This is a genomic window from Streptomyces sp. (genome assembly GCF_035563135.1).
GTDB lineage: Bacteria > Actinomycetota > Actinomycetes > Streptomycetales > Streptomycetaceae > Streptomyces.
Genome location: NZ_DATMVN010000055.1, coordinates 1 through 17,333 on the forward strand (window position 1 = coordinate 1; position 17,333 = coordinate 17,333).

The following is a 17,333-nucleotide window of genomic DNA, read 5'->3' on the forward strand; positions in this document are numbered from 1 at the left end:
ACCGTCGTGCATCCGGGCGAAGGCCTGCTCGATCTCGCCGAGCTGGATGGTCTCGGTGACGAAGGCGCCCAGGTCCAGACGTCCCTGCTGGTGCAGGTCGATGAGCATCGGGAAGTCACGCGAGGGCAGGCAGTCGCCGTACCAGGAGGACTTGAGCGATCCGCCGCGTCCGAACACGTCGAGGAGCGGGAGTTCGAGCTGCATCTCGGGGGTGGGGACGCCGACGAGGACGACGGTGCCGGCGAGATCGCGGGCGTAGAAGGCCTGCTTGTAGGTCTCCGGGCGGCCGACCGCCTCGATCACGACGTCGGCGCCGTTGCCGCCGGTCAGGGCGCGGATCGCCTCGACGGGGTCGCCGGAGCGGGAGTTGACGGTGTGGGTGGCGCCCATCTTCTTCGCCGTCTCCAGCTTGCGGTCGTCGATGTCGACCGCGATGATCTTCGCCGCTCCGGCGAGCCGGGCTCCGGCGATCGCCGCGTCACCGACGCCGCCGCAGCCGATGACGGCGACGGAGTCGCCGCGGCCGACCTGGCCGGTGTTGATGGCTGCGCCGATGCCCGCCATGACGCCGCAGCCGAGCAGTCCGGCGACGGCCGGGGAGACCTCGGGGTCGACCTTGGTGCACTGGCCGGCGGCGACGAGGGTCTTCTCCGCGAAGGCGCCGATGCCGAGCGCCGGGGAGAGCTCGGTGCCGTCCAGGAGGGTCATCTTCTGCTTCGCGTTGTGGGTGTCGAAGCAGTACCAGGGGCGGCCGCGCAGACAGGCACGGCACTGGCCGCACACCGCACGCCAGTTGAGGACGACGAAGTCGCCCGGCTCCACATCGGTGACGCCTTCGCCGACGGACTCCACGACACCTGCGGCCTCGTGGCCGAGCAGGAACGGGAAGTCGTCGTTGATGCCCCCCTGCTTGTAGTGCAGGTCGGTGTGGCAGACGCCGCACGCCTGGATCTTCACCACGGCCTCACCGGGGCCGGGGTCCGGCACCAGGATCGTCTCGACCCGCACCGGCTCGTTCTTCCCCGGTGCGATGACCCCTTGTACCTGCTGCGCCATGCTGTGGTCTCCCATCCTGTATTGCCCCGTCGGCCCGAAGATCGAACCCGCCCACCGTACCCGGGCGCAAGGCCGCTCAGGGGGCGAGTACATCCAGTTCGTGCAGCGCACCGACCGCGATCTCCTTGGTCAGCCGTTCGGCCCCCTCGGCGTCCCCCTCACGTACGGCTTCGGCGAGCCGGACGTGGAGCGTGACGGCGGCGGGATCGGGGTCCTCGAACATCACCTGGTGGTGGGTGCGGCCGGCGAGGACCTCCGCGACGACGTCGCCGAGGCGTGCGAACATCTCGTTGCCGGAGGCGTTGAGCACGATGCGGTGGAAGGCGATGTCGTGCCGGAGGTAGCCCTCCAGCTGCTGGCCCCGCGAGGTGGCGACCATGCCGAGGGCGCATTCGGTGAGTGCGGCGCACTGCTCGGCGGTGGCGTGCCGGGCCGCGAGACCCGCGGCGACGGGTTCGACGGCGGACCGCAGCACGGTGAGGGAGCGCAGCTGCCGGGGCCGGTCGGAGCCGGCGAGCCGCCAGCGGATGACCTGGGGGTCGTAGACGTTCCACTCCTCGGTGGGCCGCACGGTCACCCCGACCCGGCGCCGGGACTCGACCAGGTGCATGGACTCCAGGACGCGGATCACTTCGCGTACGACCGTGCGGGACACGTCGAAGCGCTGGGCGAGCTCATCGGTGCGCAGGACCAGGCCGGGCGGGCAGTCGCCCGCCGCGATCTCCAGGCCCAGGGCGTCCAGCACATGCGTATGGAGCCCCTGGGCAGATGTGGTCATGCCCACAAGCCTACGGGGCGGCCCGTCGGAACAAAAAGTACGACGTTTATGTCACAGCCACTTGAATAAGTCGTATGTAATGGGTTTCAGTAGCGCCACGGCCCGATGTCGACGGACCGATGTCGAAGAAGACAGCGAGGCACCAATGAGCACCCCCCACGTCGTCGTGGTGATGGGCGTAGCAGGGACCGGCAAGACCACGATCGGCCCTCTGCTCGCCGACGCCCTGGGCGTCCCCTACGCCGAGGGCGACGACTTCCACCCGCCGGCCAACATCGCCAAGATGTCCGCCGGCACACCCCTGGACGACGACGACCGCTGGCCCTGGCTGGACGCGATCGGGCAGTGGGCACACGGCCGGGCCGGACTCGGCGGCGTCGTCAGCAGCTCGGCTCTCAAGCGCGTCTACCGCGACCGGCTGCGGGACGGGGCCCCCGGCGCCGTCTTCCTGCACCTGACCGGCGACCGCGCTCTCATCGAGCGCCGCATGGCGGACCGCAAGGGCCACTTCATGCCGACCGCGCTGCTCGACTCCCAGTTCGCGACCCTGCAGCCGCTGCAGGAGGACGAAGCGGGCGTCGCCGTGGACGTGTCCGGCACCCCTGAGGAAATCACCGACCGGGCCGTCGCCGCGCTGCGCCGGCTCGCGAACTAAGGAACACCACCGTGACCAGTCTCAGCGTCGAGATGCTGGCAGCGGACGCCGTCGAACCCATCACTTCGGCCGGCAACGCACAGCTGGGCATCGCCGTCCTGGCGGGCATCGCCGTCATCGTCCTGCTCATCACCAAGCTCAAGATGCACGCGTTCCTCGCGTTGACCATCGGCTCGCTCGCCCTCGGGTCGTTCGCCGGGGCCAACCCGGCGAAGACGATCGAAAGCTTCACCGCGGGCCTCGGTTCCACCGTCGCGGGTGTCGGTGTCCTCATCGCCCTCGGCGCCATCCTCGGCAAGCTGCTCGCCGATTCCGGCGGCGCCGACCAGATCGTCGACACCATCCTCGCGAAGGCGAGCGGACGGGCGATGCCCTGGGCGATGGTCCTCATCGCCTCGATCATCGGCCTTCCGCTGTTCTTCGAGGTCGGGATCGTGCTGATGATCCCGGTGGTGCTGCTGGTCGCCAAGCGCGGCAACTACTCCCTGATGCGGATCGGTGTCCCCGCGCTGGCCGGTCTCTCCGTGATGCACGGGCTGATCCCCCCGCACCCCGGCCCGCTGGCGGCGATCGACGCCCTCGACGCCAACCTGGGCATCACGCTGGCCCTCGGTGTGCTGGTCGCCATCCCGACCGTGATCATCGCGGGTCCGGTCTTCTCCCGTTACGCCGCCCGCTGGGTGGACATCCAGGCGCCGGAGAAGATGATCCCGCAGCGCCCGTCCGAGGACCTGGACCGCCGCCCCGGCTTCGGCGCGACCCTGGCGACGATCATGCTTCCCGTCGTGCTGATGCTGGTCAAGGCGCTCGTCGACATCGTGGTGGACAACCCCGAGAACCACGTGCAGCGGGTCACCGATGTCATCGGCTCACCGCTGATCGCTCTTCTCGCCGCCGTGATCGTCGGCATGTTCACCCTGGGCCGTGCGGCCGGCTTCACCAAGGGCCGTCTCTCCGGCACCGTCGAGAAGTCGCTCGCCCCGATCGCGGGCATCCTCCTGATCGTGGGTGCCGGCGGCGGGTTCAAGCAGACCCTCATCGACGCCGGTGTCGGCCAGATGATCCTGGAGTTCTCCGAGAACTGGTCGATCCCCGCCCTGCTGCTCGGCTGGCTGATCGCCGTCGCGATCCGGCTGGCGACGGGCTCGGCTACGGTGGCCACCATCTCGGCGGCCGGTCTGGTCGCCCCCCTCGCCGCCGACCTGTCGACCTCGCACGTCGCGCTGCTCGTCCTCGCGGTGGGCGCGGGCTCGCTCTTCTTCAGCCACGTGAACGACGCGGGGTTCTGGCTGGTGAAGGAGTACTTCGGCATGGACGTCCCGCAGACGATCAAGACCTGGTCGGTGATGGAGACGATCATCTCCGTCGTCTCACTGGCCTTCATCCTGCTGTTGTCGCTGGTGTTGTAGCCGGCCGGCTGCAGGAGCACACCCGCGGCCCCCGTCATCGGGGACCGCGGGTGTTCTGCTGTGTGCGCGGGAGGCGACACGGAACGGCCGTGTCCCCCGCCCCCCTCTCCGGCGGGAAGACCGCTTCCCGTCACGGCCGGCCGGGGCCCGGCTGCGGTCACCCGCCGCCCGGCCGGCCGCGAACCGAAACCCTCACGCAGCTCGCGAGGCGCCTGCGGAGGGGGCGGGCGAGGGGGGAGTGACGCGTGCCACACTGCGGCCATGGAGACCTCCGAGCCCCTCAAGCCCTTCCTTCTCGCCTTTCCCGGACCGCTGCGCGACCGGCTGGTGGCGGCCGTCCTGTCGGGCGAGAAGGTCCTCACCTCCGGACTGCTCGCGGAGTACGAGGCGGAGGGCGAGGAACTCCCGCCCGTGGGCGAGCGGTCCGCGCTCGTCGACCCGGGCGGCCGGGAGGTCGCGGTCGTGGAACTGACGGAGGTACGGGTGCTGCCGCTGGGGTCGGTGGGGCTGCAGTACGCGGTCGACGAAGGTGAGGGCTACACGTCCGTGGCGGAGTGGCGGGCGGGGCACGAGGCGTTCTGGCACAGCGAGGAGATGCGGGAGGCCCTGGGCGACCCGTCGTTCACCGTGGACGACGGCACGATGATCGTGGCGGAGCGCTTCCGGGTGGTGGAGCGGCTGCCGTGACAGGCCCGGCGGGCGCGCGGGGTCTCCCGGGCGCGGCTGTCCGTGGCCGGCGGCCGTACGGTGTCTTCAGCCGGTCGCCTTCGCCGCCGCACGGCCCGCCGTCCGGCCCGAGAAGATGCAGCCCCCCAGGAACGTGCCCTCCAGGGAGCGGTAGCCGTGGACCCCGCCGCCGCCGAAGCCCGCCGCCTCCCCCGCCGCGTACACCCCGGGCAGCGGGCTGCCGTCCTCGGCCAGGACGCGGGAGGACAGGTCGGTCTCCAGCCCTCCGAGGGACTTGCGGGTCAGGATGTTCAGCCGTACGGCGATGAGCGGTCCCGCGGCCGGGTCGAGGATGCGGTGCGGCTTCGCCGTGCGGATCAGCCTGTCGCCCAGATAGGCGCGGGCGCCGTTGACCGCCGTGATCTGGAGGTCCTTGGTGAAGGGGTTGGCGATCTCACGGTCGCGGGCCGTTATCTCGCGGCGCAGGGCGTCCTCGTCGATGAGCGCTTCACCGGTGAGTGCGTTCATGCCCCGCACGAGCGCGCCGAGGTCCTTCTCCACCACGAAGTCCACGCCCTTGTCCATGAACGCCTTCACGGGCCCGGGGACGTCGGCCCGCGCCCTGCCGATCACCTCGCGCACCGACTTCCCCGTCAGGTCCGGGTTCTGCTCGGATCCGGAGAGTGCGAACTCCTTGCCGATGATCTTCCGGTCGAGGACGAACCAGGTGTAGCCGTGACCGGACTTCATGATGTGTTCGAGGGTGCCCAGCGTGTCGAAGCCCGGGAAGAGCGGGACCGGCAGCCGCTTGCCGCGGGCGTCCAGCCAGAGGGAGGACGGGCCGGGCAGGATCCGGATGCCGTGCTTGTCCCAGACCGGGTTCCAGTTCTCGATGCCCTCGGTGTAGTGCCACATGCGGTCGCGGTTGATGTGACGGGCGCCCGCCTTCTCGGTGATGCCCAGCATCAGTCCGTCGACGTGGGCGGGCACCCCGGAGAGCATCTTCTCCGGCGGTGTGCCCAGCCGCTCGGGCCACTGGGAGCGCACGAGGTCGTGGTTGCCCCCGATGCCCCCGGAGGTGACGATGACGGCCTGCGCCCTGAGCTCGAAGGCGCCCGTGACCTCGCGGCTGCTCGCGGCGCCCCGCTCGGCGCCGCTCTCCTCCAGGATCTCGCCGGTCACCGTGTCGACCGCTCCGGCCGAGCGCGCCAGACCGGTCACCCGGTGACGGAAGCACGCCCGGACGAGCCCCCTCGCCATGCCTGCGCGGACCCGCCGCTCGAAAGGGGCGACGACGCCGGGGCCGGTGCCCCAGGTGATGTGGAAGCGGGGGACGGAGTTGCCGTGGCCGTTCGCGTCGTAGCCGCCGCGCTCGGCCCAGCCGACGACGGGGAAGAGCCGCAGTCCCTGGGCGTGCAGCCAGGACCGCTTCTCCCCGGCCGCGAAGTCGACGTACGCCTCGGCCCACCGCCTCGGCCAGTGGTCCTCCTCCCGGTCGAAGCCCGCCGTGCCGTACCAGTCCTGGAGGGCCAGGTCGTGGCTGTCCTTGATCCGCATCCGGCGCTGCTCGGGCGAGTCGACGAGGAAGAGCCCGCCGAAGGACCAGTGCGCCTGGCCGCCGACGGACTGCTCGGGTTCCTGGTCCAGGAGGATCACCGTGCGGCCCGCGTCGACGAGCTCGGCGGTCGCCACCAGCCCCGCGAGTCCTGCCCCGATCACGATCACATCAGCGTCGTACGCCATGGGTTCCATCCTTCGGGGCGGTGCGCGGCAGCGGCGGGCGGGGCGGGCGAAGTTACTTGTGGGTCAGATCTTCGGTACCGGCCGCGCCCACGTCAACCGTCCGGTCGGCGGCGCCCTCACCGGTGCGGCGCGGCCGCCGGGCTATCGTCGGACCGTGTCGGTGCTGGTACTGCTGCTGTCCGTGGGCGCCGCCTGCTGCCTGGGCTTCGGATTCGTCCTCCAGCAGGACGCCGCCCGCCGTGCGCCTCTGAGCGATTTCCTCTCGCCCCGGCTGCTGCTCGACCTGGTGCGGGTCCCGAGCTGGCTGGCCGGACTCGGCCTGATGGTCTGCGGCATGGCCCTCGGGGCCCTGGCGCTCGGCCAGGGCGAGGTGTCCGTCGTGGAGCCGCTCCTGGCGACCAACCTCCTGTTCGCGATGGCGCTCTCGCGCCACCGCACGGGCCAGCGCCTGGGCCGGCAGGGCTGGGGAGGTCTCTGTCTGCTGGCGGGCGGCGTCACGGCGTTCCTGCTGGCCGGCGAGCCCCGTGGAGGTGAGGCGGTGACGGATCCCCTGCGGCAGTGGCTGGTGATCGGTGTGGTGGCGGGGCCCGCCGTGGTCCTGACCGCCTGTGCCAGGCACCCGCGGACCCGGGTCACCCCGGTCCTGCTCGGCCTGGCGGCGGGGCTGCTCTACGGACTGCAGGACGCCCTGACCAGGCTCAGCGGGGAGCGGCTGGCCGGCGACGGCTGGGCGGCACTGATGACCACCTGGCAGCCCTACGCCGTCCTCGCCCTGGGCGTGACCGGGCTGCTCCTGGTCCAGAGTGCCTTCGAGGCGGGGCCGCTGCGGATGTCCCTGCCCGCGCTGACCGCCGCGCAGCCGCTGGCGGGCATCGTCTGCGGGATCGGGTTCCTCGGCGACCAGGTGCGCACCGACACGGGCGCCCTGGCCTGGCAGGCCGTGGGGCTGGCGGCGATCGTGGCCGGGATCGTGCTGCTGGGGCTGCACCCGGCGATGCCGGAGGGGAAGGAGCGGCACGGGTCCACGGCCGCCGACCGGTTGATGTTGGATGGGCCCCATGACTCCGGCTGACGAGATCCTGGACATTGTCGACGAGAACGACGTGGTCGTGGGGCAGGCGCCCCGTGGTGAGGCGACCGCGCGCGGCCTGCGCCACCGCTGCGTCTTCATCGAGGCCAGGGACGCGGCGGGCCGGGTCTTCGTGCACCGCAGGACGGCCACGAAGCTGGTCTTCCCCTCGCACTACGACATGTTCGTCGGCGGGGTGGTGGGCGCGGGCGAGTCGTACGACGAGGCGGCGCTGCGGGAGGCCGAGGAGGAGCTGGGGGTCTCCGGTCTCCCCCGCCCGGTCCCGCTCTTCAAGTACCTCTACGAGTCGCCGCAGCACAGCTGGTGGTCGTACGTGTACGAGGTGCGCTGCGAGCTGCCCGTGCGGCCGCAGGCCGAGGAGGTCGACCGGCACACCTTCCTGACGGACGCGGAGCTGGAAGGGCGCCTGGACAAGTGGACATGGGTGCCGGACGGGCTGGAGGCGTACCACCGTCTGCGGGCCTTCCGGGCCGGCGACGTCACGGGGGCGTCCGCGTGAGCGATTTCGTGCGGGGGCTGCGGCTGTGGTTCGCCCCGGAGCGGATACGCGAGGAGGGCGACACTCCCGACTACCGCTTCTCCCTCGCCAACGAGCGCACCTTCCTGGCCTGGATCCGGACGGCTCTCGCGCTCATCGGCGGCGGTTTCGCCGTCGACCAGTTCCTGCCGGGGCTGGCCTGGGGCGTCCGCGCCGGTCTGGCTCTCGGGCTGCTCGCGGCCGGGGTGCTCTGCGCGCTGCGGGCGGTCGACCACTGGGTGCGGTGCGAGCGTGCGATGCGGCGTGGGGAGGATCTGCCGGCCTCCCGCTTCCCCGCGCTGATCAGCCTCGTGGTCGCCGTGGTGGCGGTCGCGATGGTGGTGGTGGTCCTCTTCGGCTGGGAGGGCCGGTGACCACCGCGGAGCGCGATCCCGGCCTCCAGCCCGAGCGGACCCGGCTGGCCTGGCGCCGCACCACCCTGGCGTGCACGGTGGTGGCACTGCTGGCGGTCCGGCAGGCACTGCACGGCGGGACGGCCCCGGCCGGGGCGCTCGCGGTGGCCCTGAGCCTGCTGGCCTGGCTGGGCTTCCTCTGCGTGGCCCACCGCCGGGTGACGGGCATGGGGGCCGCCCGGCCGGTCCCGCTGTCCCCCCGCCACGCGCTGACGGCGGCCGCGTGCACGGTCGCGCTCGCGGTGTTCGCCGCCGCCACACTGTTCTGACCGGCTGCGGGGCCTCAGTCCTCCTGGTCCACGGTGACGACGATCTTGCCCCGGGTGCGCCCCTCCTGGTTGAGCCGGTAGGCGTCCGCGGCCTGTTCCAGGGGGAAGACCCGGTCCACGTGCACGGAGACGGTGCCCTGCTCGGCGAGTGCGGCGAGGTGCGCGAGATCGGCGGCGTCGGGCCGCACGAAGGCGTAGCGCCCGCCGTAGGAGAAGACCTCGCCGTCGGCGATGGAGGCGAGGCGGCCTTAGGGTGCGAGGGTCTCGGCGGAGACGCGGAGCGCTTCCCCGCCGACGGTGTCGAACGCCGCGTCGAAGCCGTCGGGGACGAGGGCCCGGAGCCGGGCGGCCAGTCCGTCGCCGTGCTCCACGGGTTCGCCGCCCAGCCGGCGTACGTAGTCGTGGTTGTGGGGCCCGGCCGTACCGACGACCCGGCAGCCCGCGTGCCGGGCGAGCCGGACGACGGGGAACACGGCCTCCAGCCCCGCCCGGAGACAGCCTTCGCGGGCCTTCCGGTCGACGGGGTTCACGGCGGCGGCCCGCACCTTCACCAGGACCGGGTCCGGTCCGGCCTTCGGGTCGGGACGCTCGCCGTACTCCAGTACGTCGGCCGAGCCGTACCTGCTGTAGCTGATCGCCTTCATCCTCCGACGATCGGGGCGGGCCCCGGGCCCCGCAACTCAGGGCCCCGGTCCCCTCGGCTCAGGGCTCCGGCCGTGGGGAGCCCGAGATCACTGCGTGGATTCCGGAGGGACACTAGACGACATACCGACTGGTCGGCATCATGGTGCCGACCGTTCAACCGCCCCGGAGGTGCGCCCCATGAGCCCAGTCCACCCGCCAGGTCTCGATCTCGACCTGCTGCGCGGCCATCTCGACCGTGAGCGGCCGGGGCTGGTGAACGGACCGCTCGACGCCCGGGTCATCGAGGGCGGCCGCTCGAACCTCACCTACATCGTCACCGACGGCTCCGGGCAGTGGGTCGTGCGCAGACCTCCGCTGGGCCATGTGCTCGCCACCGCGCACGACATGAAGCGCGAGCACCGGGTGATCAGCGCCCTGCACTCCACGGCGGTCCCGGTGCCGAAGACGCTCCTGCTCTGCGAGGACGAATCCGTCATCGGCTCGCCCTTCTACGTCATGGAGTACGTCGAGGGGACCCCGTACCGCACCGCCGAGCAGCTCGCCCCGCTCGGCGCGGAGCGCACCCGGGCCGTCGTCCTGGGGCTCGTGGACACGCTGGTGGACCTGCACGCCGTGGATCCCGCGGCGGCCGGCCTCGGTGACTTCGGGCGCCCTGACGGCTTCCTGGACCGGCAGCTGCGGCGCTGGGGCAAGCAGCTGGACGCCTCCCGCAACCGTGAGCTCGCCGGCATCGACGAGCTGCACGCCGCGCTCGGCCGGGAACTCCCCGTCTCCCCCGCGCCCACCGTCGTGCACGGTGACTACCGGCTGGACAACGTGCTGATCGGCGAGGACGACCGGATCAAGGCGGTCCTGGACTGGGAGATGTCCACCCTCGGCGACCCGCTCACGGACCTCGGTCTGCTCGTGATGTACAGCTCCGACCTGAACCTGCCCGAGTCCCCCGTCTCCACGACCAGCGGCGCCCCGGGCCACCCCCGCCCCGCCGAGCTGATCGAGCGTTACGCCGCCCGCTCCGGCCGTGACACCTCCGCCATCTCCTGGTACACGGCCTTCGCGTGGTTCAAGCTCGCCGTGATCCTCGAGGGCATCCACTACCGCTACACCCTGGGCCAGACCGTCGGCGCCGGCTTCGACCGCATCGGCGACCTGGTCCCCGTCTTCATCTCGCACGGCCTCACCACCCTCCAGGAAGGCTGATCACCCCGTGGACTTCGCATTCGACGCCCGTACCGAAGAGCTGCGCACCAGGCTGCTCACGTTCATGGACGAGCACGTGTACCCCGCCGAGGCGGTCGCCGAGGAGCAGCGCGCGCGGCTGGCGTCCCCGTGGGACACCCCGCAGGTCGTGGAGGACCTCAAGGCCAAGGCACGCAGGCAGGGGCTGTGGAACCTCTTCCTCCCCGACGCGGAGTACGGCGCCGGGCTGACGAACCTGCAGTACGCCCCGCTGGCCGAGATCACCGGCCGCAGCCCGCACCTGGCGCCGACCGCGCTGAACTGCGCGGCCCCGGACACCGGGAACATGGAGGTGCTCTCGCAGTTCGGGTCGAAGGAGCAGAAGAAGCAGTGGCTGGAGCCGCTGCTCGCCGGGGAGATCCGCTCGGCCTTCGCGATGACGGAGCCCGAGGTGGCCTCGTCGGACGCGACGAACATCGAGACCCGGATCACGAAGGACGGCGACTCCTACGTCATCAACGGACGCAAGTGGTACATCTCCGGGGCGATGAACCCGGACTGCGCGGTCTTCATCGTGATGGGCAAGACGGACCCGGGCGGTGAGGACATCCGCCGCCAGCAGTCCATGATCCTCGTCCCGCGTGACACCCCCGGCGTGGAGGTGCGCCGCGCGATGCAGGTGTACGGCTACGAGGACCACTCACACGGCGGCCACGCCGAGGTCGTCTTCACCGACGTACGCGTGCCCGCCGCCGGTCTGGTCGGCGAGGAGGGCGGTGGCTTCGCCATCGCGCAGGCGCGGCTGGGTCCGGGCCGGATCCACCACTGCATGCGGCTGATCGGGATGGCGGAGCGTGCGATCGAGCTGATGTGCAGGCGGGCCGTGGCCCGTACGGCCTTCGGCAAGCCGCTGGCCCAGCAGGGCGTCGTGCAGAACTGGATCGCGGACGCCCGGGTGACGGTGGAGCAGCTGCGGCTGCTGGTGCTGAAGACCGCCTGGCTGATGGACACGGTGGGCAACCGGGGCGCGCACACCGAGATCCAGTCGATCAAGATCGCGACCCCGCGCGCGGTCGTCGGCATCCTCGACCAGGCGGTGCAGCTGTACGGTGCCGGCGGTGTCAGCCAGGACTTCCCGCTGGCCGAGCTGTGGGCGTCGGCGCGGACACTGCGGCTGGCGGACGGGCCGGACGAGGTGCACCAGCGGTCGCTGGCACGGCGGGAGATCAAGAAGTACCTCTGAACCCGTTGCGGGGAGGCGTCCGGCGGCCGCCTCCCCGGCGGGTCAGAAGGTGAGCTGCCAGCTGTCGATGTAGCCGGTGTCCTGCGCGGCGACGTCCCGCACCTGGAGCTTCCAGGTGCCGTTGGCGGACTCGGCGGACGCGTTGACCGTGTACGTCGCGCTCACGTTGTCCGCGGAGTCGCTGCTGCTGGAGTTCTTCAGGCGGTAGGCGGTGCCGTCGGGGGCGAGCAGGTCCACGACGAGGTCGCCGCGGTAGGTGTGCTTGATGTCGACGTCCACCTTCAGCGCGGCCGGGGCGTTGCCCGTACGGCCGGTGACCGGGACCGACGAGGTCACCGCGGCGCCGTTGTCGGGCACGGAGACATCGGCGGCGTTGCCGAAGACGGTTCCGGGCGGCGGAGTGACCGCCCCTTCGGACAGGGTCCAGACGGCGTGGGCGATCGCGTCGCTGTTGCGGTCCAGGGCCGTGTCGTTGATGTTGGCGGTGGTGTCGCACGAGGAGTGGTAGCAGCGGTCGAAGGACTGGCCCGCCGTGCCGCCCCACTTCTGGGCCTGGGCGCTGGACTTGGTGCTGCTCGCCCCGGTGAACAGGCCCCCGACGGGCACGCCCGCGCTCTTGAAGGGGGCGTGGTCGGAGCGGCCGTCGCCTTCGGTCTCGATCTCGGTGGGCACCGACAGGCCCGCGAAGTAGTCCTTGAAGGTCTGCTCGATGACCGGGTCGTCGTCGTAGACGAAGTAACCGGCGTTGGGCGAGCCGATCATGTCGAAGTTGAGGTACCCGGCGATCTTGGAACGCCCGGCCGTGCCCAGGGAGTTGACGTAGTACTTCGAGCCGACGATGCCCAGTTCCTCGGCGCCCCACCAGGCGAAGCGCAGGTGCTTGTCGGGGGCGAGCCGCGCGCGGGAGACCGCGAGGGCCGTCTCCAGGACGGCGGCCGATCCTGAGCCGTTGTCGTTGATGCCCGCGCCGGAGGCCACCGAGTCGAGGTGGGAGCCGGCCATGAGGACCTGGTCCGGGTCGCCGCCCGGCCAGTCGGCGATCAGGTTGTACCCGGTGGCGCCGCCGGAGGTGAACTGCTGGAGTGCGGTGGTGTAACCGGCCGCGTCCAGCTCGGCCTTGACGTAGTCGATGGACGCCTTGTAACCGGCCCTGCCGTGCGCCCGGTTGCCGCCGTTGGCGGTGGCGATCGACTGGAACCGGGTGAGGTGCGCCTTGACGCCGGCGAGCGGGATGTCGGGGGCGGCGGCGACGGTCACGGGCGCCGCCTGGACGGCCGGTGCGGCGGTCGCCGACAGGGCCGCGAGGGCGAGCACGGCGGCGGGCAGGAATCTGCGTCGGACAGGTCTCATCGAGGAGGCTCCGGATTCCGTTCGGGGACTGACGGAACGTGCGGGGGTTCCGAGGGCCGTGCACGGCCCTGGGCCTGGAGCGGTGGGGCTGGAAGTGCGCCCCCGATGCTCGGCCAGGTGACGGAGTACCGTCAAGGGTGGAATCCGGACAGGCGTGTTCGCTCACCGGACAGAGGGCCGAGGGCCGCGGAGCCGGCTGCCCGCGCTCAGGACGCAGCCGTTCAAGGGCTTCGGGCCCAGGAGCCGGCTACCGCGTGTGCCGGAGCGCACCGCGGCCGGCCACGCGCCGGGGGCGCTCGTTCGGGGCGTTCTGCCTGCTCAGTACGTTTCGCGCGCTGCGGCCGGGCCCCTTGGCCGGACGGACCGGAGGCCGCACACTCCCCATGGGTTCCCGGTCCGGAGCCCCGCCCCTGGCGTCGCATCGACCGAGAGGCCCTCCATGCGTCCGCTCCGCCTGTCCGCCGCCGCCCTGTCCGCCGCGGTCCTCCTGCTGACCGCCCCCTCCGCCGCCGCTTCGGCCCGCACGCACGACACGACGCACACCACCGGGGCGGACATCGGCGGGAGCTTCGAGACACCCCTCGTGCCGGCCCCCTCCCCCTTCACCACCTACCCCGGCGGGCAGCCCATGGGCCCGTGGGCGGTCGGCGGTCACAGCGTCGACCTGACCTCCGACCGCCTGTGGGACGCCGCCGAGGGCAGCCAGTCGCTGGACCTCAACGGCAGTACGTCCGGCAGCGTCTCGCAGACGATACCGACGCACCCGCTGACCTCGTACGTCGTCAGCTTCGAGCTGGCCGGCAACCCGGCGTGGGCGCCCGCCCTGAAGACGGGTGAGCTCAGGGTCGACGGCGTCCCCGTGAAGACGTTCGGCTTCGACATCACGGGCCGCGGTTTCCGGGACATGGGATACACCCGGCAGACAGCCGTCTTCACCAGCCTGCTGAAGAACTCCGTCACCCTCACCTTCGCCAGCACCGTCCCCGGCCCCGGGGGCCCGGTCATCGACGACGTCCGGGTGCAGAGCTGCCTGCTGGTGCTCTGCCCGCCGCTCCCCTGAACCGGCGGCCCGCCGCCCTCAGGGCCGCAGGGCCCGCAGCAGCAGGTCCGCCAGATGGCCGGCGACCTCCTGCTGGCTGAGCGGGCCTTCCGGGCTGTACCACGTGGACAGGTGGTGGACCGAGCCGAAGTGGTAGTCGACCACCAGGTCGGCCGGGGTCGCCGAGGAGAACACCCCGGCCCGCTGGCCCTCCTCGACCAGTGCCCGGAAGCGCTCGTGGTAACGCCGCCGCTCGATGCGCACCTGCTTGTTCTTCTCCGGGCTCAGGTGGTGCATGGAGCGGAAGAAGATCGAGGCGTCGTCGAGGTTCTCGATGGTCGTGACGACGACGTCCGCCGCCGCGTCGCGCAGTCGCTGCTCGACCGGCGCCTCGGCGTCCGCGAAGGCGTCGAGCCGCTCCTGCTGGAGCCGCAGCACCCGGGCGTAGACCTCCTGGAGGAGGTCCTCCTTGGAGCCGAAGTAGTGGTAGAGCGCCCCTTTGGTGACGCCCGCCGCCTCGACGATCTCCTGTACGGAGGTGCGGTCGTAGCCGCGCTCCGCGAAGAGCCGGGTGGCGGCGGCCAGCAGCCTCTGGGGGACGGGCGTACCGTTCCCTTCCGTCGCCTTGGCCATTGCCGCCACCTGCCCTCTCGTACCGCGCGTGAACTGTTCTAACGGGGGGAACGCAGTTCCCGCCTGAGGATCTTCCCACTCGCGGTCTTCGGCAGTTCGGTCAGGATCTCCACCTCACGCGGGTACTTGTAGGCGGCCAGCCGCTCCTTGCAGTACGCGCTGAGCTCACCCGGCTCCGCCCCGGCGCCCGGCCGCAGGCTGACATAGGCGCGGACGGTCTCTCCCCGGTAGGCGTCGGGAACGCCCACGACGGCCGCCTCGCGGACCGCCGGATGGGTGTGGAGGACGTCCTCGACCTCCCGGGGCCAGACCTTGAAGCCGGAGGCGTTGATCATGTCCTTCTTGCGGTCCACGACGTACAGCCAGCCCGCCGCGTCCATGAAGCCGATGTCCCCGGTGCGCAGTTCCCCGTCCGGGAAGGCGGCCTCGGTGGCCTCGGGCAGATTCCAGTAACCGGAGACGACCTGCGGCCCGCGCACGGCGATCTCGCCCTGCTCGCCGAAGGGGACGTCGTCGCCCTTCTCGTCGATGATCCGGACCACGGTGTCCGGCCCGGGGACGCCGACGGACAGGGTCCCGGAGACGGGGTCGACCGGCGCCTCGTGCTCCGGCGGCACCGAGGCGCAGGGCGCGGTGCACTCGGTGAGTCCGTAGCCGTTGCGGATGTACGGACCGAAGCCGTCGCGGAACTTCTCGACCAGCGCGGGCGGCAGCGGCGCGCCACCGGAGGAGATCACCTCGAAGGAGGCGAAGTGCTCCCGGGTGGCCTCCGGGTGGGCGGCGAGCGCCATGAAGGCGGTCGACGGGCCCACGGTGTAGGCGGGGCGGTGCTCGGCGAAGGCTTCCAGGACGACGCTCGCCTCGAAGCGGTAGGCGAGGACCAGGGTGCCCGCGTTGGCGACGCAGGCGGCGAGCTGGCACACCATGCCGGTGATGTGGAAGAGCGGGGCGAGTGCGAAGTAGGCCGAGCCCTCGTCGATGGGGTGGCCGGCCCGCTGGCGCTCGGCGTTGATCATGATGTTGCCCTGGGAGTTCATGGCCCCCTTGGGAGTGCCGCTCGTCCCGGAGGTGTAACTGATCAAGGCGGTGTCGGCGGCGGTGAGCTCCCGGCCGCCGGGGGCGGTGAGGCCCTTGCGGGCCACGGCCACCAGGTCGCAGGCCCAGTCGTCGGCGCCGGGAGCGGGCAGCCGCTCGAAGCCGAGCACGCGCGGGTCGTCGGCCGACTGGAGGTCGAGCTCGCAGGCCGTGACGGCGATCGTCACGCTCGGGGCCGCCTCGGCGGTGGCCCGCAGACAGGACTCCCAGGCCCGGTCGGAGCAGATGAGCGCGGTCACCTCCGCGTCCTTCAGCACGTGGCCGACCTCGCCGGACTTGTACATCGGGTTGAGCGGGACGACGGTCGCTCCGGCCTTCCAGGCGCCGAGCAGCGCGAGGACGAAGTGCGGGGTGTTCTGCAGCATGATCGCGACCCGGTCGCCGCGCCGCAGTCCCTCGGCGGCGAGGTGTCCCGCCACGGAGTCGGACAGTTCGTCCGTCTCGCGGTAGCTGAGGCGTCCGTCGAAGTAGGCGAGCGCGGTGTGGTCCGGGGCCCGCCCGACGGCGGCGCGGAAGGCGTGCACCATGGTCTCGGCCGGATGGACGGGGGCGAGCTGGGCCTCGCTGAGCAGAGCGGTCCAGGGCTTCGCCGCGTAGATCGAGTCGGTCATGCGCCGGCCTCCTCCCACTTCTGCTGCAGGCGGTTCATGTTGCCGAGCCACTTGTCGGGGTCCTTGGCGCGGGCGCTGTAGTAGCCGGCCACCTCGGGGTGCGGCAGGACCAGGAAACGGTCCTGCTCCATCGCGTCGAACAGGGCGTCGGCGACGGCCTCCGGTTCGATCGCGGTGGGCGCGAGCACGAGGTCGCCCGCGGAGCCGGACGCCGTGAGCATGTCCGTGCGCACGCCCTGGGGGCAGATCGTGTGGACCTTGACGCCACGGTGCCGGTAGGTCAGCGAGAGCCACTCGGCGAAGGCGACGGCGCCGTGCTTGGTCACGCTGTACGGGGCCGCGCCGATCATCGTCAGCAGTCCGGCCGCCGAGGCGGTGGAGACGAAACGGCCGCTGCCGCGCTCCAGCCAGTCCGGCAGCAGTGCCTTCGCCGCGCGGACGTGCGCCATCACGTTGACGTCCCAGGCCCTGGCCCAGACGTCCTCCTCGGCGAAGGCGTCACCGCCCGAGGCGAGGCCGGCGTTGGCGCAGTAGACGTCCACCGTGCCGTCGAGCGCGTCACGCGCGGCGTCCACGATGCCTGAGGCGTCACCGGCCACGACGGCGGCGCCGATCTCCTCGGCGAGCGGCTCGATCCGGCCGGCGTCGAGGTCGTTGACGACGACCCGCGCGCCCTCCGCGGCGAATCTGCGGGCGAGGGCGGCCCCGATGCCTCCTCCGGCCCCCGTCACCACTACGCCAGCGCCCTGCACCGTGCTCATCGGTCCCGCCTCTCTCAGCCGTCTTCTCCGGCAGACTAACCAGTCGGTATGTGATCGGGGAAGGGGGTTCGGGGCAGGACTGGGAAACTGCCCAGTCGTGGCCGTTCCGTGCGGCCCGCACCCGCGCTAGCGTGCGTGGCCATGACTGTCGGCGCGATCATGGAGGTAGCGCGATGACCCT

Annotated in this window: 17 protein-coding genes and 1 pseudogene; 10 read left to right on the forward strand and 8 right to left on the reverse strand. The window is 71.7% G+C overall.

The annotated features are described in order from the left end of the window. Both VN520_RS02340 and VN520_RS02345 read right to left on the reverse strand, forming a co-directional pair. Positions 1-1,056 (reverse strand): S-(hydroxymethyl)mycothiol dehydrogenase (locus VN520_RS02340; RefSeq protein ID WP_325745133.1); only part of this gene is annotated, 1,056 nt, incomplete at its 3' end. 76 nt (positions 1,057-1,132) lie between these two features. After that, positions 1,133-1,834, reverse strand: coding sequence for a FadR/GntR family transcriptional regulator (locus tag VN520_RS02345; protein ID WP_325745134.1), 702 nt, complete (start codon positions 1,832-1,834; stop codon positions 1,133-1,135). Positions 1,835-1,979: 145 nt separating this feature from the next. Here VN520_RS02345 and VN520_RS02350 point away from each other — a divergent pair, with 145 nt between their 5' ends. The 3 genes from VN520_RS02350 (at position 1,980) to VN520_RS02360 (ending at position 4,585) form a co-directional block, all read left to right on the forward strand. Continuing rightward, entirely contained in the window at positions 1,980-2,489 is a 510-nt protein-coding gene (locus VN520_RS02350) for a gluconokinase (protein WP_325745135.1), read from the forward strand. Positions 2,490-2,500: 11 nt separating this feature from the next. After that, a complete protein-coding gene (locus tag VN520_RS02355; protein WP_325745136.1) occupies positions 2,501-3,898 on the forward strand; it encodes a gluconate:H+ symporter in 1,398 nt (465 codons plus the stop codon). A gap of 261 nt (positions 3,899-4,159) precedes the next feature. Then, positions 4,160-4,585 carry an ASCH domain-containing protein gene (locus VN520_RS02360; protein WP_325745137.1) on the forward strand — a complete coding sequence of 142 codons (426 nt, stop codon included), beginning with the start codon at positions 4,160-4,162 and terminating at the stop codon, positions 4,583-4,585. 66 nt (positions 4,586-4,651) lie between these two features. Here the strand turns inward: VN520_RS02360 and VN520_RS02365 are convergent, their stop codons facing one another. Further along, the gene (locus tag VN520_RS02365) at positions 4,652-6,307 is read right to left on the reverse strand and encodes an FAD-binding dehydrogenase (protein WP_325745138.1); all 1,656 of its coding nucleotides are present in this window, start codon (positions 6,305-6,307) and stop codon (positions 4,652-4,654) included. A gap of 154 nt (positions 6,308-6,461) precedes the next feature. Here VN520_RS02365 and VN520_RS02370 point away from each other — a divergent pair, with 154 nt between their 5' ends. The 4 genes from VN520_RS02370 to VN520_RS02385 are packed head-to-tail and all read left to right on the forward strand — an operon-like array spanning position 6,462 to position 8,596. Continuing rightward, a complete protein-coding gene (locus VN520_RS02370) occupies positions 6,462-7,379 on the forward strand; it encodes a DMT family transporter (protein WP_325745139.1) in 918 nt (305 codons plus the stop codon). Next, positions 7,366-7,896, forward strand: a complete 531-nt coding sequence (locus VN520_RS02375; RefSeq protein WP_325745140.1) for an NUDIX domain-containing protein — start codon at positions 7,366-7,368, stop codon at positions 7,894-7,896. Before VN520_RS02370 ends, VN520_RS02375 begins: the two co-directional genes overlap by 14 nt. Continuing rightward, complete coding sequence (locus VN520_RS02380; RefSeq protein WP_325745141.1) at positions 7,893-8,288, forward strand: YidH family protein; 396 nt, start codon at positions 7,893-7,895, stop codon at positions 8,286-8,288. The genes VN520_RS02375 and VN520_RS02380 overlap by 4 nt, the downstream gene beginning before the upstream one ends. Beyond that, the gene (locus VN520_RS02385) at positions 8,285-8,596 is read left to right on the forward strand and encodes a DUF202 domain-containing protein (RefSeq protein WP_325745142.1); all 312 of its coding nucleotides are present in this window, start codon (positions 8,285-8,287) and stop codon (positions 8,594-8,596) included. Before VN520_RS02380 ends, VN520_RS02385 begins: the two co-directional genes overlap by 4 nt. Before the next feature lie 14 nt (positions 8,597-8,610). Here the strand turns inward: VN520_RS02385 and VN520_RS02390 are convergent. Further along, a pseudogene (locus tag VN520_RS02390) lies at positions 8,611-9,240 on the reverse strand (zinc-binding dehydrogenase). A gap of 178 nt (positions 9,241-9,418) precedes the next feature. Here VN520_RS02390 and VN520_RS02395 point away from each other — a divergent pair. Both VN520_RS02395 and VN520_RS02400 read left to right on the forward strand, forming a co-directional pair. Further along, positions 9,419-10,441 carry a phosphotransferase family protein gene (locus VN520_RS02395; RefSeq protein WP_325745143.1) on the forward strand — a complete coding sequence of 341 codons (1,023 nt, stop codon included), beginning with the start codon at positions 9,419-9,421 and terminating at the stop codon, positions 10,439-10,441. Positions 10,442-10,448: 7 nt separating this feature from the next. Next, the gene (locus VN520_RS02400; protein ID WP_325745144.1) at positions 10,449-11,663 is read left to right on the forward strand and encodes an acyl-CoA dehydrogenase family protein; all 1,215 of its coding nucleotides are present in this window, start codon (positions 10,449-10,451) and stop codon (positions 11,661-11,663) included. A 42-nt stretch (positions 11,664-11,705) separates the two neighbouring features. Here the strand turns inward: VN520_RS02400 and VN520_RS02405 are convergent, their stop codons facing one another. Next, a complete protein-coding gene (locus VN520_RS02405) occupies positions 11,706-13,013 on the reverse strand; it encodes a M28 family peptidase (protein WP_325745145.1) in 1,308 nt (435 codons plus the stop codon). Positions 13,014-13,452: 439 nt separating this feature from the next. Between VN520_RS02405 and VN520_RS02410 the strand changes: the two genes are divergently transcribed. Then, positions 13,453-14,073 carry a DUF642 domain-containing protein gene (locus VN520_RS02410; RefSeq protein WP_325745146.1) on the forward strand — a complete coding sequence of 207 codons (621 nt, stop codon included), beginning with the start codon at positions 13,453-13,455 and terminating at the stop codon, positions 14,071-14,073. A gap of 18 nt (positions 14,074-14,091) precedes the next feature. Here VN520_RS02410 and VN520_RS02415 read toward each other — a convergent pair whose 3' ends face one another. From VN520_RS02415 to VN520_RS02425, 3 genes are read right to left on the reverse strand one after another with little or no spacing between them, the layout of a single operon-like run. Beyond that, positions 14,092-14,685, reverse strand: a complete 594-nt coding sequence (locus tag VN520_RS02415; protein ID WP_325745147.1) for a TetR/AcrR family transcriptional regulator — start codon at positions 14,683-14,685, stop codon at positions 14,092-14,094. 38 nt (positions 14,686-14,723) lie between these two features. Further along, complete coding sequence (locus tag VN520_RS02420; RefSeq protein WP_325745148.1) at positions 14,724-16,391, reverse strand: AMP-binding protein; 1,668 nt, start codon at positions 16,389-16,391, stop codon at positions 14,724-14,726. Continuing rightward, positions 16,388-17,152, reverse strand: coding sequence for an SDR family oxidoreductase (locus tag VN520_RS02425; RefSeq protein WP_325745149.1), 765 nt, complete (start codon positions 17,150-17,152; stop codon positions 16,388-16,390). Before VN520_RS02425 ends, VN520_RS02420 begins: the two co-directional genes overlap by 4 nt. Positions 17,153-17,333: the final 181 nt, after the last annotated feature.

Coding starts and splice junctions, on each gene's coding strand:
- VN520_RS02345 (WP_325745134.1), bottom strand. CDS start 1,834: ATGACCACATCTGCCCAGGGGCTCCATACGCATGTGCTGGACGCCCTG.
- VN520_RS02350 (WP_325745135.1), top strand. CDS start 1,980: ATGAGCACCCCCCACGTCGTCGTGGTGATGGGCGTAGCAGGGACCGGC.
- VN520_RS02360 (WP_325745137.1), top strand. CDS start 4,160: ATGGAGACCTCCGAGCCCCTCAAGCCCTTCCTTCTCGCCTTTCCCGGA.
- VN520_RS02365 (WP_325745138.1), bottom strand. CDS start 6,307: ATGGCGTACGACGCTGATGTGATCGTGATCGGGGCAGGACTCGCGGGG.
- VN520_RS02375 (WP_325745140.1), top strand. CDS start 7,366: ATGACTCCGGCTGACGAGATCCTGGACATTGTCGACGAGAACGACGTG.
- VN520_RS02395 (WP_325745143.1), top strand. CDS start 9,419: ATGAGCCCAGTCCACCCGCCAGGTCTCGATCTCGACCTGCTGCGCGGC.
- VN520_RS02405 (WP_325745145.1), bottom strand. CDS start 13,013: ATGAGACCTGTCCGACGCAGATTCCTGCCCGCCGCCGTGCTCGCCCTC.
- VN520_RS02410 (WP_325745146.1), top strand. CDS start 13,453: ATGCGTCCGCTCCGCCTGTCCGCCGCCGCCCTGTCCGCCGCGGTCCTC.
- VN520_RS02415 (WP_325745147.1), bottom strand. CDS start 14,685: ATGGCCAAGGCGACGGAAGGGAACGGTACGCCCGTCCCCCAGAGGCTG.
- VN520_RS02420 (WP_325745148.1), bottom strand. CDS start 16,391: ATGACCGACTCGATCTACGCGGCGAAGCCCTGGACCGCTCTGCTCAGC.
- VN520_RS02425 (WP_325745149.1), bottom strand. CDS start 17,152: ATGAGCACGGTGCAGGGCGCTGGCGTAGTGGTGACGGGGGCCGGAGGA.